General features: G+C 42.1%; 18 protein-coding genes. All 18 read right to left on the reverse strand.

What is annotated here, in order from left to right; genetic code table 11:
• Positions 1 to 177: 177 nt before the first annotated feature.
• Complete coding sequence (locus ACRX5O_RS14400; protein ID WP_433906573.1) at positions 178 to 327, reverse strand: hypothetical protein; 150 nt, start codon at positions 325 to 327, stop codon at positions 178 to 180.
• A gap of 268 nt (positions 328 to 595) precedes the next feature.
• Entirely contained in the window at positions 596 to 1225 is a 630-nt protein-coding gene (gene upp, locus ACRX5O_RS14405) for a uracil phosphoribosyltransferase (protein WP_433906574.1), read from the reverse strand.
• A gap of 152 nt (positions 1226 to 1377) precedes the next feature.
• Complete coding sequence (glyA, locus tag ACRX5O_RS14410) at positions 1378 to 2625, reverse strand: serine hydroxymethyltransferase (protein ID WP_433906575.1); 1248 nt, start codon at positions 2623 to 2625, stop codon at positions 1378 to 1380.
• Positions 2626 to 2807: 182 nt separating this feature from the next.
• Positions 2808 to 3383 (reverse strand): TIGR01440 family protein, encoded by a 576-nt coding sequence (locus tag ACRX5O_RS14415; protein ID WP_433906576.1) that lies wholly within the window; start codon positions 3381 to 3383, stop codon positions 2808 to 2810.
• 18 nt (positions 3384 to 3401) lie between these two features.
• Positions 3402 to 3845, reverse strand: coding sequence for a ribose 5-phosphate isomerase B (gene rpiB, locus ACRX5O_RS14420; protein WP_433906577.1), 444 nt, complete (start codon positions 3843 to 3845; stop codon positions 3402 to 3404).
• A gap of 114 nt (positions 3846 to 3959) precedes the next feature.
• Positions 3960 to 5255 carry a methyl-accepting chemotaxis protein gene (locus ACRX5O_RS14425; protein ID WP_433906578.1) on the reverse strand — a complete coding sequence of 432 codons (1296 nt, stop codon included), beginning with the start codon at positions 5253 to 5255 and terminating at the stop codon, positions 3960 to 3962.
• A gap of 21 nt (positions 5256 to 5276) precedes the next feature.
• Complete coding sequence (locus tag ACRX5O_RS14430; RefSeq protein WP_433906579.1) at positions 5277 to 5708, reverse strand: low molecular weight protein arginine phosphatase; 432 nt, start codon at positions 5706 to 5708, stop codon at positions 5277 to 5279.
• 221 nt (positions 5709 to 5929) lie between these two features.
• The gene (locus ACRX5O_RS14435) at positions 5930 to 6484 is read right to left on the reverse strand and encodes a manganese efflux pump MntP (RefSeq protein ID WP_433906580.1); all 555 of its coding nucleotides are present in this window, start codon (positions 6482 to 6484) and stop codon (positions 5930 to 5932) included.
• 79 nt (positions 6485 to 6563) lie between these two features.
• Entirely contained in the window at positions 6564 to 7604 is a 1041-nt protein-coding gene (locus ACRX5O_RS14440) for an L-threonylcarbamoyladenylate synthase (RefSeq protein ID WP_433906652.1), read from the reverse strand.
• A 132-nt stretch (positions 7605 to 7736) separates the two neighbouring features.
• A complete protein-coding gene (locus ACRX5O_RS14445; protein WP_433906653.1) occupies positions 7737 to 8174 on the reverse strand; it encodes a GNAT family N-acetyltransferase in 438 nt (145 codons plus the stop codon).
• A gap of 354 nt (positions 8175 to 8528) precedes the next feature.
• Positions 8529 to 9197, reverse strand: a complete 669-nt coding sequence (spoIIR, locus tag ACRX5O_RS14450; RefSeq protein WP_433906581.1) for a stage II sporulation protein R — start codon at positions 9195 to 9197, stop codon at positions 8529 to 8531.
• Between the two features lie 244 nt (positions 9198 to 9441).
• The gene (prmC, locus tag ACRX5O_RS14455) at positions 9442 to 10302 is read right to left on the reverse strand and encodes a peptide chain release factor N(5)-glutamine methyltransferase (protein ID WP_433906582.1); all 861 of its coding nucleotides are present in this window, start codon (positions 10300 to 10302) and stop codon (positions 9442 to 9444) included.
• Positions 10295 to 11368, reverse strand: coding sequence for a peptide chain release factor 1 (gene prfA / locus ACRX5O_RS14460; RefSeq protein WP_433906583.1), 1074 nt, complete (start codon positions 11366 to 11368; stop codon positions 10295 to 10297). The genes prmC and prfA overlap by 8 nt, the downstream gene beginning before the upstream one ends.
• Before the next feature lie 160 nt (positions 11369 to 11528).
• Positions 11529 to 11963, reverse strand: coding sequence for a fimbrillin family protein (locus ACRX5O_RS14465; RefSeq protein WP_433906584.1), 435 nt, complete (start codon positions 11961 to 11963; stop codon positions 11529 to 11531).
• 140 nt (positions 11964 to 12103) lie between these two features.
• Positions 12104 to 12724 carry a thymidine kinase gene (locus ACRX5O_RS14470; protein ID WP_433906585.1) on the reverse strand — a complete coding sequence of 207 codons (621 nt, stop codon included), beginning with the start codon at positions 12722 to 12724 and terminating at the stop codon, positions 12104 to 12106.
• 144 nt (positions 12725 to 12868) lie between these two features.
• The gene (rpmE, locus tag ACRX5O_RS14475) at positions 12869 to 13078 is read right to left on the reverse strand and encodes a 50S ribosomal protein L31 (protein WP_119710269.1); all 210 of its coding nucleotides are present in this window, start codon (positions 13076 to 13078) and stop codon (positions 12869 to 12871) included.
• A gap of 129 nt (positions 13079 to 13207) precedes the next feature.
• Entirely contained in the window at positions 13208 to 14476 is a 1269-nt protein-coding gene (rho, locus tag ACRX5O_RS14480; RefSeq protein WP_066056852.1) for a transcription termination factor Rho, read from the reverse strand.
• A gap of 321 nt (positions 14477 to 14797) precedes the next feature.
• A complete protein-coding gene (gene murA, locus ACRX5O_RS14485; RefSeq protein WP_160545873.1) occupies positions 14798 to 16084 on the reverse strand; it encodes a UDP-N-acetylglucosamine 1-carboxyvinyltransferase in 1287 nt (428 codons plus the stop codon).
• Between the last annotated feature and the right edge of the window lie 198 nt (positions 16085 to 16282).

The following is a 16282-nucleotide window of genomic DNA, read 5'->3' on the forward strand; positions in this document are numbered from 1 at the left end:
GTAGTTGAATATATTCGAACTTGAAGCTAGTTGCGGTCCACCTTTCCGTCCCTAATCGAATTTCTATTCAGACTCTATCCTGGTTCCAACCCTTTTTCTTGTCCGAATGACATCTCCATTCAGATTCAACTCCCTTCACCTGCTCTCTTCCTGTCCGAATGACTCCTCCATTCAGACTCAACTCCCTTCACCTGCTCTCTTCTTGTCCGAATGACACCTCCATTCAGACTCAACTACCTTCACCTGCCCTCTTCCTGTCCGAATGACTCCTCTATTCAGACTCAACTCCTGTTCCCTGCTCTCTTCCTGTCCGAATGACACCTCCATTCAGACTCAACTTCCTTCACCGGCCCTCTTCCTGTCCGAATGACTCCTCCATTCAGACTCAACTCCCTTCACCTGCTCTCTTCCTGTCCGAATGACTCCTCCATTCAGACTCAACTCCCTTCACCGGCCCTCTTTTTGTCCGAATAGTACCTTTAATCGGACTTAAATCTTGCGCTAGTGGGATTAGTTGTCCAGATAACAAACCCTCTCATCATACATCAACTAATCCATGCAAAAAAGCTAACCGCCCCAGCGGTTAGCCCCATTCTTACTTCGTTCCAAACAAACGGTCACCAGCGTCACCTAGTCCAGGTACGATGTAGCCGTGGTCGTTTAATTTTTCGTCTAGTGCTGCGATGTAGATGTCTACATCCGGGTGTGCTCCTTTAAGAGCGTCCACGCCTTCTGGTGCTGCGATTAGGCACATGAATTTAATATGCTTCGCGCCGCGCTTTTTCAATGAGTGGATCGCTTCGATCGCTGAACCACCTGTTGCAAGCATTGGATCAACTACGATGAAGTCGCGCTCTTCTACGTCGCTTGGTAACTTAACGTAGTACTCAACGGGCATCAATGTTTCTGGGTCACGATACAGACCGATATGTCCAACCTTTGCTGCAGGGATAAGCTTTAGGATTCCATCTACCATTCCGATTCCCGCACGTAAAATAGGGACGATTCCTAGTTTCTTTCCAGACAACACATTAGATTTCATTGTGCTAACTGGTGTATCAATTTCGATTTCTTCTAACGGCATGTCACGAGTAATTTCAAACGCCATTAATGTTGCTACTTCGTCTACTAGCTCACGGAAGTCCTTTGTTCCTGTATTTTTTTCGCGGATGTATGTAAGCTTATGCTGAATGAGGGGATGATCAAACACATATACCTTTGCCATCTAGCATCTCTCCTTTTCTAACTCGATTCATAAACACTTCGTCTAATTTTACAGAAAAAACTTCCCGTGGGCAACCTCGAACAGAAATTGGATGTAACAATTCTGAGACAAAACAAAAGCCAGCCCGTAAACAAAAGGCTGGCTAGCAAAAATTATATTTGTCTTTCTGGATATAAAGTGAAACGGCTAGTTAATGCAGATACGCGATCTCTTGCTTCCGCTAGCTTTGCTTCGTCTTCATGGTTTTTCAACGTAAAGCTAATGATACTTGCGATTTCTTCCATTTCAGCAGCACCGAATCCACGAGAAGTAACAGCTGCTGTACCGATACGAATCCCGCTTGTTACGAATGGGCTTGCTGTGTCAAATGGAATCGTGTTTTTGTTAACTGTAATTCCTACTTCATCAAGTACGTGCTCAGCTACTTTACCAGTTAAGCCTAAAGAACGAACATCAATTAATAGAAGGTGGTTGTCTGTTCCACCAGATACAAGGTTGATTCCTTCTTTTTGCAAGCTTTCAGCTAAAGTCTTCGCGTTAGAAATGATGTTTGCTGCATATTCTTTGAAGCTATCTTGTAACGCTTCTCCGAACGCAACAGCCTTTGCAGCGATTACGTGCATTAATGGACCACCTTGAATTCCAGGGAAGATCGACTTGTCGATTTTCTTCGCCCATTCTTCTTTACAAAAAATCATTCCACCACGAGGTCCACGTAATGTTTTATGTGTAGTTGTTGTTACGAAATCAGCGAATGGTACTGGGTTTTGGTGCAAGCCAGCTGCTACTAAACCAGCGATATGCGCCATATCGACCATTAAGTATGCGCCCACTTCATCAGCGATTTCTCTAAACTTTTTAAAATCGATTGCACGAGGGTATGCACTTGCACCAGCAACGATCATTTTCGGCTTATGCTCTAATGCTTTTGCGCGAACGATGTCATAGTCAATTGTTTGTGTTTGCTCGTCCACTCCGTATTCTACGAAGTTATACTGAACACCACTGAAGTTAACCGGGCTTCCGTGTGTTAAGTGACCACCATGTGATAAGTTCATCCCAAGTACCGTGTCACCTTGCTCAAGAACAGTAAAGTAAACTGCCATATTGGCTTGAGCACCTGAGTGAGGTTGTACGTTTACATGCTCAGCACCGAAGATTGCCTTTGCGCGGTCACGAGCGATGTCTTCTACAACATCAACATGCTCACAGCCACCGTAGTAACGCTTGCCTGGGTAACCTTCTGCATATTTGTTTGTTAAAACAGATCCTTGTGCTTCCATTACCGCTTCACTTACAAAGTTTTCTGATGCAATTAGTTCAATCTTAGTTCTTTGACGGCCTAATTCTTCTTGAATAGCTTGTAAAACTTGCGTATCTTGCTGTGCTAAATGCTTCATCCGTAATCCCCCTTATATGTTAAAACTAATTTATATAGCAGTTTTGAAAATTCCTACTTTATCTTAACACAACCTTCATATGACAGGCACGAAAAAAATTATTTTGAAAGCGTTATTTTCGTCTTTTTCCAACATTTTTCGCTATTCGAAAGAAAAAAGCCTCTGCAAAATCTGCAAAAGCTTTATGAACAAGACTCATTACCCTTCGAATGTTCGTATATTGCTCGAGCCCCTCCAATTAACTTCGGACGTGTACGGGCCATCGTCACATGTGCACTACCGATCTCAGAAATCGACGCTCGAACCGGAACTGCTACATGCTTTACATGCATCCCTATAAAAGTATCTCCAATATCAATCCCCGCATCCGCTTGAATAAACTCAACGACTACCGGTTCAAAAAAATGATTGTAGGCATATGTAGCCATCGCTCCCCCAGCTTGTCTGACCGGAACAACGGACACTTCTTCCCAACCCTTTTGATCAGCAGTCGCTCGTTCAACAACAAGGGCACGATTTAAATGCTCACAGCACTGAAAAGCAAGGGCTACTCCTGTTTGTTGACTGAATTCACGAAGACTTGAGAAAATTAGCTCAGCCACTTCATTTGTACCCGCTGTACCAATTTTCTTCCCAATCACCTCACTCGTGCTGCACCCAATCACAAGAACATGCTTGTCCGTTAACACTACTTGGTCCGAAAAATCTGCTAAAATCGTTTGCAGCTGGTTTTTCCAAATGGACAAATCACTTGTCATTTGTACCCCTCCATCGACTTACTTGCTTTTCTCGTAATCGCTTATTTTCCCAATTCTGTTTGCATGTCTTCCGCCTTCAAATTCTGTTTCAAGCCAGGCAAGGGCAATTTCACGTGCCAGTCCAGGTCCGATGACTCTTTCTCCCATCGCTAGCATATTGCTGTCGTTATGCTGACGAGTTGCTTTGGCACTAAATACGTCATGAACAAGGGCACAACGAATGCCGTTTACTTTGTTTGCAGCAATGCTCATTCCGATTCCTGTACCACAAATCAAGATTCCGCGATCGTATTCCCCGTTTGCTACCTTTTGCGCAACCGGCAAAGCAAAATCTGGATAATCGACTGATGTATCACATTCACAGCCAAAATCATCATATTTAATGCCAATTTCATCCATAAGACTTTTAATTTCTTCTCGAATATTTACGCCACCGTGATCAGATGCAATTGCTACCTTCATCGTTACGCCTCCCATTTGTAAAAACTACCTTTATTTTGACATAACAGCATGTAAAGATAAAGCTTGTGATTCTAAAAAATAAGACCCTGCATTCGTTTGCAGAGTCCTTATCTACTACATCTTAAATCTAGTAATCGTACCTTTAAGTTTAACTGCCTGATCATTCAACTCGTGCGCAAGGCGCTCAACGTTTTCAATGACCTCCGTTTGCTGTCCGATCGCTGTGGCCACCTCTGTTGCTCCTGCTGATGTTTCTTCTGCTATCGCCGCCACTTCCTGTGATTGCGTGGCTGTATGCTGAATTCCATCCATTTGTCGGTCAACAAGAGTTGAAATTTTTTCTACTGCTGACGCCATTTGAACGACTGTTCTTGTCATTTCTTCAATTGCTTGGTTGGTAGCATTGCCTTTTTCAGCTTGTCCAAGTGCAGTATCTACTTGGTTTGTAATTTGGGATACCACATTGCGTACTTCGCCCTGTATATTTTGAATCAGCTCAGAAATTCCTTGAACCGCTTTTGCACTCTCATCCGCAAGCTTACGAACTTCGTCTGCAACAACAGCAAAGCCTTTTCCGTGCTCACCCGCCCGAGCCGCTTCAATCGATGCGTTAAGAGCTAAAAGGTTAGTCTGGGCGGCTATATCCCCAACCAATTGGATAATTTGTTCCACTTTCGACGCATTTTCCTCTAGTTTTTTCACTGAGACTAGCGACTGCTTATTATCTTCTGCAAGTGTTTGAATGCCTGATACCAGTGAGAAAATAACCTTTTTAGACTGGTCAAGCTCTTTGACCATTTCACTTGAGATTTTTTTCGACTGCTTTGCGGTTGATTGAACTTCTTCTGCAAGATGAGTGACTTCATCAATCGAACTGGCTGAGTCTTGAGTCGCAGCCGCTGAGTTTTCCGCTCCTAGCGAGATTTCATTGACCGTTCGATCGATCATCTCTGCTCTTTCTGCCGCCACGGCACTTTCTTTTGAAATGGCAATTACCTTTTCATTTGTTTGCTTGAAATTCTCATCAATGGTTTGGACCATATCACGTAAATTAAACAACATATGATTAAACGCAACCCCTAGTGAGCGAATTTCGTCATCTGATTTAGATAACTCCACATCCTCACCAATATCCCCGTGCGCTGCTTTTAATGTGACACGCTCTAGCTTTTGAAGAGGCTTAATAATAAAACCAGCCGCTAAAAATGCTAAAATTCCGGACCATATGATACCCATTAAATAAGTGACGATGGAAAAGCCCGCTTTATTCATCCCAATAACGTCCTGAATCAACGGAAATAATACATCAATAAATAACGCACTCGTTGTATACGTAATCACTGCTAAAATAGTTGTAAATAATACAAGCTTTTTCCTAAGCCCAAACTTGAATGCCTTTTTCTCCCCCATAAAGCCTTCCCCCTGGTTGTATTACGATAATTTGTGTAAGCTTTTTTCAATTAATTGTTTCAACTCTTCGAATGTTTGTTGATAAACAGACAGAGATCCACCATAAGGGTCACTTACATCCCCAAATCCACCAGCAAACTCTTTCAGTGTAAAGGTTTTCACTTGTGCTGACGGGAATGTGGCAACAATATTCGCTTTATGACCCGCTGTCATCGTTAATATATACGTGGCCCACTCTACCTGCTGTTCCGTTAATAAAGAGGATTGATGGTCATGTTTAATCTGTTGATTGTCTAGTACTTTTTTTGCATGTGGAGATGCATCGCTTCCATTCATAGCAAATACTCCAGAAGAACGAACCTCTACTCCGGGTATATTTTTACTTTTTAAAATAGCCTCCGCCATTGGACTTCTGCACGTGTTTCCGGTACATACAAACAATACATTTATCATAATGATTCTCTCCTCCATCTTTATTATATGACATATTTCCTTATTACTAAAGTCCGATTTCGTGCAACCTTGGATTGAATATGTCGGTTGGAACGCATTCTCTTCGCTGTTATCCCTAGCGTAATAAAGGCTTGTTTTTGCATTCCAATCGACCATTATTTTTTCACAGAAAAAGGCATTTTCGTTAAGAAAACACCTTTTTCACTATGGGTTCTATTGTATTAGAATGGTAGCAATAATTTAATCCCAAAGGCAAGCAAAATTGTGCCTCCTAATGCTTCACTGTATGTTCCAAGCCACCCTTGAACTTTACGTCCTACAAGAAGACCTAACCAAGTTAAAATGGTGGCACCAATTCCGAAGCAAGTTAGAACTAGAAATGTTTTAGCACCATATATACCTAGTGTCAGTCCGACCGAAAAGCTATCAAGACTCACACTCAGTGCAAATACAAGTAATCCAAAACCTACCGGAGTGATAAAGGAACTGTCGTCTTCCCTAAAGCATGACCAAAGCATTTGCAAACCTAATACAATTAAAAGGCCTCCGCCGCAATACGCAGCAAATGCACCAAACTGCTCGGACAAAAATCTTCCTGCAATCATCCCTAATAATGGCATCCAAATATGGAATAACCCGATGGTGATTCCAATTTTTAAAATTTGCCGAAGGCCGAGCCTGAACATTCCCATTCCCAAGCCCACTGAAAATGCATCCATTCCTAGTGCAAATGCCATTATTATTAGTGTGATCAATTCTCCAACCATTGATGACATACTTTCGCCCCCTTGGACTTGCTAATTCAGCATATGCACGTCCAAAAGGGTTTAGAATGAGAAAATCATTCAAAAATGCCTATTCAATGATCTGGTTTCCTGCCGCCTTCATCAGCCGGTTCATAATCGCTTCTCCCACACCGGTCGAAGGAAACATTTCACTAAAAATAATGTCTACCTCTCTTTGGTCAAACGATCGTAACACATCGTATAAAGAGCTTGCCACAGTTGCCAGATTTTCTCTTGTTCCACAGAAAATCACTTCATCCGCTTTGTAAAAGCCTTCATTCTCTGTCGTTGTTAACACGCCGACCTTTCGACCTTCACTTCTTTCTTTTTCAATAAGTTGCTGGAGCTTGTCTCTGTCTCCTTTTACTAAAAAAAGAGGTGATTTTGGTGCATAATGACGATACTTCATGCCAGGAGATTTCGGAGCTTCGTTATGATCCTTTAGAGCTGGGTCCACTCGAACTTCACCTACTACTCGCTCAAGCTCGTCCCTTGTCACTCCACCCGGCCGTAAAATAATCGGAATATCTTCTGTGCAATCAATGACGGTTGATTCCACTCCAACTCCTGTTGCTCCGCCGTCCACAATGCCAGCAATTTTTCCATTCAAATCCTCTAGCACATGTGACGCCTTCGTCGGACTCGGTTTTCCTGAACTGTTCGCGCTTGGCGCTGCAATAGGAACTCCCGCTTCTTTGATCACTGCTAGAGCAACTGAATGATTTGGCATCCTTACTGCCACTGAGGATAAACCCGCTGTTGCTAGCTTTGACAATTCAGAGGTCTTTTTTTCAAAGATGATCGTAAGCGGGCCAGGCCAAAACTCGTTCATTAGCTTGTTGGCCTTGTCCGGTATGTGAGTAACAAATTCATTCAGTTGTTCCCTGTCGGCAATGTGAATAATCAGTGGATTATCGCTCGGGCGACCCTTTGCTTCATATATTTTGTGAATCGCTTTATCCGAATGGGCATTTCCTCCGAGTCCATATACCGTCTCAGTAGGAAATGCGACCACTTCATTTCCTCTTAAAAGTGATGCAGCCTGTGCAATTTGTGGATAGTTTTTTGGATTATCCACATTTTTATCCACTGACCATAGCTTTGTTTGTATGTTTTCCACCTTGAGTATTTCTCCCTATTTTTCTTGTAATACGTAAGAAAGTATAAAAGAAGATGGTGTATAACTCAAGTTTTATCCACAAATTGTGTATAACATTTGCTATTTTGTGGGTAACTTTGTGGATTAATCCAGTTTTAACTCCATGAACAATGAGTTATCCACAGTTAAGATATGTTGCACGTGAGCGGACTCGAATATTTCTTCGTGTAACAATTCCTTTTCTACCTGTTGAAAACCCATCATCTCGAAAAATTGGACAGATCCCTTTTTGTTTGTGGCTAAATATAATGATTGCATCTGTTTTTCCTTCGCTAATAGCAGCATTTGTTCAAAAATTAACAGCAATTCCTTTTCACTCGCACGTGAAGTGATGGCTAAAGATCGTAACAATCCGACAGGGCCATGTGGTTCGATTCCAAGTGTCGCTTGAATATTTCCAGCTTCGTCTTCTAATAGAAGAAAATAATCCACAGCTTCTTCTACTCCATCTGTTCCTAAGTTTGCCTTTTCTAAAAAGTTTACTAGTTTCCTTACATCCTCTACTTGTGCACAACGAACCATTGTTTCCACCCAAATCACCTCTATTTTTTCTTGTTACTCTATGAATATGAAAAGGTAGAGAAAGTAGAACTAGATTTGGGGATAATTTTTTGAGGCGTGAAAAAGAAATCGCAAATAAAACCTTGGAATCGCAAGTAAGTTCTCAGATTAGCAAATATATATTTGAAATCGCAAATAAACTTCCGGGATAGCAAATATATTTCTAGAATCGCAAGTAAATTTTTAAAATAGCAAATAAAATCCTAGAATCGCAAGTAAACCTTCAAATATAGCCAATAAAATCCCGAAATTCTCAAAAAATGCATTAACTTACCTTTAAAAAAAGCACAACCACAACGGTTGCGCCCCATTTTCTTATGAAAAGATCTTATCCCAAAGCTCTACAAGGAAAAACTTCACTTCTACTTCTTGTTCATCTTTATTTTCTTCCACAAAGACCGGCTCTTTATCTGATTGAACTTTGGCTTTTTCTTCTCCTTTTGCTTCTTTCTCTTCTTGTTCATCCACACCTTCTTTTACTGCTACCGAGTTTGAAAAATCAAGGAAGCATAATGGCGGGAATAGGACGCACCACCAGTTCGCTCCTTCTCCTGCTCCTAACGTAATCAGTACTGCTTCGTACTCACCTGCTGGATACAAGAACTCACCATATAACTTAGTTGGAAATTCTACTTTTCCGAAATCTGTTTTTACGCTTTGGTTGGATCCATTCTTCTCTAGTACTTCTTCTGCAATCGCCTTGATTTCTGGTAAGCGGGATTGAATTAAGTCGCGGGCTGCTTCTACGGATGTTAATTCTGCTACCCACTCTGTGATCGCTGCGTTTACTTCATCTCGAACTTCGCGCTTGAGCTCTTGATCTACTTCTAAATCACTGTTTGCTAGAATACGTAAGCGAATGGCCTCATTTGGAATGACAATCGCTTCGTTGGCAGTGACTTCATTTTTCGGTATGTATAAACTTAATAATGTTCCTATGGATAATATAATAATATATAATTTCGCAAGTGTTTTTGTTTTCATTTACTAGCACCATCCCTTCACTATCAACAGTGTGGACAAGAGATGTCTATCTTAAACTAGTAAATTGAAAAAAATTAATAGAAAGCCAGTATGGTTAGATTTGCGCTGCGGGTGGGCGCTTTCCGCGGGCGGGGCCGAGCCGCTTTTCCCGCTGGAGTCGCCACCCTCCGCTCCAATCAACAGAGTGTTTAATAAAAAATGACTCAAACAGTTGTTATTCAACACCATTTGAGTCATCATCTAATCAAAACCCTATTTCTGCAAAAACCATACGATCTTTGCCGTTTATGTCATACACAACCTGAACCAACGCACTAGGAAATGCCTCTTTTAGCATCCGACTGACTGCTTCAGACTGCCCAGCACCTATTTCAAACCCCACTAATGCTTTGTTTTTTATAACATGTGGAAGCTCATTCATAAAGCGGCGATACAAGTCCAGACCGTCTTCTCCTGCAAATAAGGCTCGGTGTGGTTCGTGCTCTGTCACAACGACCGACATCTCCTTCTCATCTCCAAGCGGAATATAAGGAGGATTAGAGAGAACCACGTCAAACTTCGTGTTTGACTCTATAAATGGCAAGAGCAGGTCTCCTTGTAAAAATTCAACCTTGGCTCCAAGCTCTTCTGCATTTTTTCGAGCAACCGCCAGGGAGGTCTCAGCAATATCAGTCGCTGTCACCTGTAACGCGGGACGCTCTAGCTTCATTGTAATCGCGATCGCTCCACTCCCGGTTCCGATATCAACAAGCTGAACCTGCTCCTCACCGAATAACCTTTTTATACGCTCCAATGAACCATAAACCAATTCTTCGGTTTCCGGTCTTGGAATCAATACCTCTTGATTAACGGAAAAACGACGACCGTAAAACTCTTCATAACCGATCATGTATTGAACAGGAATTCCTTCGCCATGCTTTTTTACTGACTCAACAAACTGCTCCCATTTTGCTTCTTCGACCACATCATGCAAACTCGCCAAAAGGCTTGACCGTGACATATTCAAATAATACCGAAGCAATAATTCCCCTGCATTTTCGTCGCGGCCATGCTCCTTTAAAAAAGAAGAAGCCCAAGCGAGGGCTTCGAATACTTTTTTACTCATTAGACGCTTCTTCAAGCTTTCTTGATTGCTCTTCCACAATTAACGCCTCAAGCACTTCATCAAGCTTTCCTTGTAAAATTTGATCAAGCTTTTGAATCGTTAACCCGATGCGGTGGTCAGTCACACGGTTTTGCGGGAAGTTATACGTACGGATACGCTCAGAACGGTCACCTGTTCCAACCGCCGATTTACGAACTTGGTCGTACTCTGCTTGTGCTTCACGTTGGAATTTATCGTACACGCGCGCACGAAGTACCTTCATCGCTTTTTCCTTGTTTTTAATCTGTGACTTCTCATCCTGACACGAAACGACAACACCTGTGGGAATATGCGTTAAACGAACGGCTGACATCGTTGTATTAACCGATTGTCCACCCGCACCACTTGATGCAAAGGTATCTGTACGAATATCTTTGTCATGAATCTCAACTTCGAGTTCCTCTGCTTCTGGTAAAACCGCAACAGTTGCTGTTGATGTATGAATACGTCCGCCTGATTCTGTTTCCGGAACACGCTGTACGCGATGAGCACCGTTTTCGAACTTTAGCTTCGAGTAAGCACTAGTGCCATTAATCATAAAAATAATTTCTTTGTAGCCACCAACGCCCGTAGTGTTGGCATCCATCACTTCTGTTTTCCAACCTTGCGATTCCGCATATCTAGAGTACATGCGGTACAGGTCACCCGCGAATAAAGCTGCTTCATCTCCACCAGCGGCTCCACGGATTTCCATGATAACGTTTTTGTCATCGTTCGGATCCTTCGGAATCAACAAGATACGTAGACGCGCTTGAAGATCTTCCATACGGTCTTCTAATTCACTTAACTCTTCCTTTACCATTTCACGCATATCTGCATCGAGCTTTTCTTCAAGCATCGCTTTTGCATCTTGAAGCTGCTCTTTTACATCTTTATACTCACGATACACTTCGACAGTTGCAGATAAATCTGACTGCTCCTTCGAGTACTCACGTAATTTTTTTGAATCATTCACGATCTCTGGGTCACTTAAAAGCTCGTTCAGTCTTTCATAGCGATCCTCTACTGATTGAAGACGATCAAACAAAGTCCTTCACCTCTTATATTAGTCACGCGCTGTTACACGCTAGTTATTCCGAATCAAAAAGCATAATCTATAAGTGCTTAACATTTCTATTATAGTATAGGTGAAACACCTCGTCAAAACCATCCTATCCATAGAAAAATAACATGCCCTTTGGGACATGTTATGAGCGGTCTTCTTTGACCTGTACTTCGATTTCATAACGAGGGACAGCCTTCACGAGCTTCTTGTGTAATCGCGCTTCTGCGTCCACTCGTTCCTGGCGTGACATCTGCCCTTTTCTATAAGCGGTCACCCACAAACGATTTCCATTCACCCATATCGATCCTGCTTCGAACTCATCGGTAGCATTCACCGTTTCTCTTGCTTTATCAATATAACCATCGTAATCCACTCGGCCACCATCAGTATTTAAAAAATTGGGATTTTGATCACCTCGTTGCCACCCTCTTGACTGGGTATTATCTTGCCCAGTATCTTTATTAGCAACAAACGACCTTCCCGCGCGATCCTCCTGCTGATCAGACAAGCCCTTCGGATTATTGTTACAAGCTGCTAAAACCAAAACCGTCAAAAGTATAAAAAGCCATCTTTTCACTGTCAACACCTCCTATGGATAGTGTTGCAATTGACTTTTAAAAATACTCTCGCTAATTATTTCCGGTTCCAACCTCAACCCCACTTCAACAGGCACCGAGAACCAAAAAATCCACCCTACACATAGGGTGGATATAATATTTATAGCTTCGACTGTGTAAAGTCCGCTCGTTCGATTACGTTTGGTGATTTGGGAACTTCGTGGTGGTGACGACAGCGCGGTTCGTATGCTTCTGATGCACCTACCAGGATAATTGGGTCATCGTATGAGGCTGGCTCTCCGTTAATTAGTCGTTGCGTTCGACTAGCAGGTGATCCGCAAACCGCACATACTGCTTGCAGCTTTGTTACTAGCTCTGCGATGGCCATTAAAGCTGGCATGACGGTAAATGGCTCGCCACGGAAGTCTTGATCCAAGCCAGCAGCCACAACGCGATGGCCACTATCAGCTAAGTGCTGAATGACTTTTACTACTTCCTCATCAAAAAATTGTACTTCATCTATGGCAATCAAATCGATTTCAGGATCAATATGCTGAAAAATCTCTGTTGAATGGGCAATTGGACGCGCAATAAACGATGTACCATTGTGAGAGACAACAGCTTCATCACTGTATCTATTATCAATTTTCGGCTTAAAAACGGCAATTTTTTGTTTGGCAAACTGGGCTCTTCTTACGCGGCGAATCAGTTCTTCTGATTTCCCAGAGAACATGCTGCCACAAATCACTTCTACCCAACCATGGTGCTTCATTACATACATAAACGGCCTCTCCTTCCGCTTCGCTCTCTATTTTAAAGTAGACAGTTTTTGAGTAAATTATCCTTTCACTGTCTGACTATGTAGGTTCATTTTCATAAAAAAACAGGCAAGGTCTGAAATCTTCTTGCCTGTTTCTTTGTCTTATTAGTTTGTAGCTTTAATTCCGTATTTCTTGTTGAAACGGTCAACACGTCCGCCTGCTTCAGCAAACTTTTGACGTCCTGTGTAGAATGGATGACATTCTGAGCAAGTTTCGATACGAAGTTCTTTCTTTACTGAACCAGTTTCGAATGTGTTGCCACAAGCACAAGATACCGTTACTTTTTTATAGTTAGGATGAATTCCTTCTCTCATTACCTTTCATCTCCTTTTGCCCTGAGTCGTTCGAAACAGAGTTATTCATACACACAAGGTGTAATGGAAAAACACACTGATGTTATTATAACAAGCAGGTATTGGTTTTGCAACATGGGATTTATTTCCCTATGAATTCCTTTTTGCTTTTATTTCTTCGTCAAGCTTAGCAAAGAACTCTTCATTCGACTTCGTTTGCTTCAGCTTACGTAAAAATTTATCCACAAAGTCAGGCGTATCTGACATCGATTTACGGATTGCCCATAGCTTATCCAGATGGTCTTTCGGAATAAGCAGCTCTTCCTTACGAGTTCCCGAACGGCGGATGTCGATGGCAGGGAAAATACGGCGTTCAGCTAGACCGCGATCCAGGTGAAGCTCCATATTACCGGTTCCTTTAAATTCTTCATAAATCACATCATCCATACGAGATCCTGTATCCACAAGAGCTGTAGCAAGGATGGTTAAGCTTCCACCTTCCTCGATGTTACGCGCTGCACCGAAGAATCGTTTCGGACGGTGAAAGGCTGCAGGGTCAATCCCCCCTGATAACGTACGGCCACTTGGAGGAATCACAAGATTGTACGCACGAGCGAGACGAGTAATACTGTCCATAAGGATAATCACGTCGCGCTTATGCTCCACTAGACGCATCGCACGCTCTAGTACAAGCTCGGCTACTTTAATATGATTTTCAGGTACTTCGTCAAACGTTGAGCTAACCACATCGCCAGCAACCGAACGCTCGATGTCTGTTACCTCTTCCGGACGCTCATCGATTAACAGAACAATCAGCTCTGCTTCTGGATGATTTGTCGTAATGCTATTGGCAATTTGCTTTAATAGCATCGTTTTCCCCGCTTTTGGTGGAGCAACAATCAATCCACGCTGACCAAAACCGACAGGAGAAATAAGGTCCATAATTCTCGTGCTCACATGCTTTGGTGACGTTTCAAGCTTCATTTGACGATCAGGATATAAAGGTGTTAACGCAGGGAAGTGAACACGTTCCTTTGCTGATTCCGGGTCATCACCGTTAACGGCACCAACCTGTAAAAGTCCAAAATAACGCTCGTTTTCCTTTGGCGGACGAACTTTACCAGATACTTTATCACCATTTCTGAGGTCAAAACGTCTAATTTGTGAGGCTGAAATATAAATATCCTCTGAACTTGGGGAGTAGTTGATAGGTCGTAGGAAACCGAAGCCTTCAGACTGTATGATTTCAAGGACACCTTCCATAAAGAAAAAGCCCTCTGATTCCGCACGTGCTTTTAAAATCGCAAAAATAAGTTCTTTTTTTGTTAGCTTGCTATAATAAGACACTTTAAAGGTCTTTGCTAGCTCATAAAGCTCTTTTAGCTTCATATTTTCCAGGCTTGAAATTGTTAATTCCATTAGTACACCACTCTTTTACATAATAAGTTGTTCCACCACAGGCTTTATGATTTTGTTCGATAAAATTGGATGGAAGGATTGAATGTTTGAGGCTTTCTAGAAGTATAAGAAGAAATAGAGAAAGTTATATTCTATAAAGACAAGTCTATTTTCACACATGAAAATACCTTAGTAAAAAACAATTTCTATTTTACCCTTTTTTTTAATTATTAATCAACTTTATTTTATTGGGAAGTTAGTAAGGAGGGTAATTGTAAAAAAGGCAGACGAAAGCAGGTCTGCCTTCTTTACATGTAATCTATATTTTTTGATAGCTTTCTATTAAGCGTTTTTCAGTTGTTCTAGCTCTTCTTTTGTCATTGCTTCACGCCAAATGGTCGCGCCAAGCCCATTTAATTTTTCCACGAGATGGCTGTAGCCACGGTCAATATGCTCGAGCCCTGTTACCTCAGTTACGCCTTCTGCCATTAAACCAGCAATGACTAGAGCAGCTCCAGCACGTAAATCACTTGCTTTCACCTTAGCGCCCTGTAATTTCACTGGGCCATGAATAATCGCCGAACGACCTTCTACTTTGATGTTTGCATTCATTCTTCTTAATTCATCGATATGCTTAAAGCGAGCACCATAAATCGTATCCGTCACCATGCTTGTCCCAACAGCACTAGTTAACAACGAGGTTAGTGGCTGCTGCAGATCGGTTGGGAAACCTGGATAGACTAATGTTTTAATATCGACTGCTTTAAAGGATTCGGCTTTTCCTACAAATACTTGGTCATCGCTTGTTTCAATCGGGACACCCATTTCACGAAGCTTCGCAATTAACGACTCTAAGTGTTGAGGAATAATATTATCTATTAACAGCCCGTCCCCTACCGCTGCACCAAGAATTAAATACGTACCGGCCTCAATTCGGTCAGGAATAATCGTATGCTGGCAGCCATGAAGCTCGTCCACTCCGTCAATACGAATAACGTCTGTTCCTGCTCCTTTAATCTTTGCACCCATATTTGTGAGCAACGTAGCTACGTCAATGATTTCCGGCTCTTTTGCCGCATTCTCAATGATTGTACGCCCTTTCGCACGAACAGCCGCAAGCATAATATTGATGGTTGCGCCAACGCTCACAACGTCCAAATAAATTCTTGCTCCGCGAAGCTCGTCCGCACGTAGATAGATAGCGCCTTGTTCATTGGTCACGGTCGCCCCTAGTGCTTCAAAACCTTTAATATGTTGGTCAATCGGTCTTGGTCCTAAATGGCAGCCACCAGGCAATCCAATCACTGCTTTTTTAAAACGGCCAAGCATGGCACCCATTAAATAATAGCTTGCACGAAGTTTCTTTACCTTTCCGTTTGGCAAAGGCATAGAGATCATTTCAGAAGGGTCCACCCACATTTCATTGTTTGTAAATGTGACCTTCCCTCCGATTTCCTCGAGCAATCCTTGTAAAATCTGAACATCGGAAATATCAGGTAATCCTTCAATCGTTACTGGTGAATCGGCTAAAATGGTCGCTGGAATGAGTGCGACTGCACTGTTTTTGGCACCACTTATACGAACGGTTCCCTTTAAAGGGTCTCCACCGGCAATCATCAGCTTATCCATCGTTGACTCCCTTCTAAGCCATATCATTCACACAGAATACGTGTTATATCTTGTACTGATTTGGCTCATCTTTTTTATTTTTCCATATATGCTTTTTCGAAAAATCTATACGAGGTATATTCTTCCACTAAAAAAATACAAAAAACGACATATACCACCCTTAATTTATAGTTTACACGAAATTTCAAACTTCATGTA

It is taken from the genome of Robertmurraya mesotrionivorans (assembly GCF_050971805.1).
Lineage (GTDB): Bacteria > Bacillota > Bacilli > Bacillales > Cytobacillaceae > Robertmurraya_A.

Coding starts and splice junctions, on each gene's coding strand:
- glyA (WP_433906575.1), bottom strand. CDS start 2,625: ATGAAGCATTTAGCACAGCAAGATACGCAAGTTTTACAAGCTATTCAA.
- rho (WP_066056852.1), bottom strand. CDS start 14,476: ATGGAATTAACAATTTCAAGCCTGGAAAATATGAAGCTAAAAGAGCTT.
- prmC (WP_433906582.1), bottom strand. CDS start 10,302: ATGAGTAAAAAAGTATTCGAAGCCCTCGCTTGGGCTTCTTCTTTTTTA.
- upp (WP_433906574.1), bottom strand. CDS start 1,225: ATGGCAAAGGTATATGTGTTTGATCATCCCCTCATTCAGCATAAGCTT.
- ACRX5O_RS14415 (WP_433906576.1), bottom strand. CDS start 3,383: ATGACAAGTGATTTGTCCATTTGGAAAAACCAGCTGCAAACGATTTTA.
- rpiB (WP_433906577.1), bottom strand. CDS start 3,845: ATGAAGGTAGCAATTGCATCTGATCACGGTGGCGTAAATATTCGAGAA.
- ACRX5O_RS14430 (WP_433906579.1), bottom strand. CDS start 5,708: ATGATAAATGTATTGTTTGTATGTACCGGAAACACGTGCAGAAGTCCA.
- rpmE (WP_119710269.1), bottom strand. CDS start 13,078: ATGAGAGAAGGAATTCATCCTAACTATAAAAAAGTAACGGTATCTTGT.
- ACRX5O_RS14435 (WP_433906580.1), bottom strand. CDS start 6,484: ATGTCATCAATGGTTGGAGAATTGATCACACTAATAATAATGGCATTT.
- ACRX5O_RS14425 (WP_433906578.1), bottom strand. CDS start 5,255: ATGGGGGAGAAAAAGGCATTCAAGTTTGGGCTTAGGAAAAAGCTTGTA.
- murA (WP_160545873.1), bottom strand. CDS start 16,084: ATGGATAAGCTGATGATTGCCGGTGGAGACCCTTTAAAGGGAACCGTT.
- spoIIR (WP_433906581.1), bottom strand. CDS start 9,197: ATGAAAACAAAAACACTTGCGAAATTATATATTATTATATTATCCATA.
- ACRX5O_RS14470 (WP_433906585.1), bottom strand. CDS start 12,724: ATGTATGTAATGAAGCACCATGGTTGGGTAGAAGTGATTTGTGGCAGC.
- ACRX5O_RS14445 (WP_433906653.1), bottom strand. CDS start 8,174: ATGGTTCGTTGTGCACAAGTAGAGGATGTAAGGAAACTAGTAAACTTT.
- ACRX5O_RS14400 (WP_433906573.1), bottom strand. CDS start 327: ATGGAGGTGTCATTCGGACAGGAAGAGAGCAGGGAACAGGAGTTGAGT.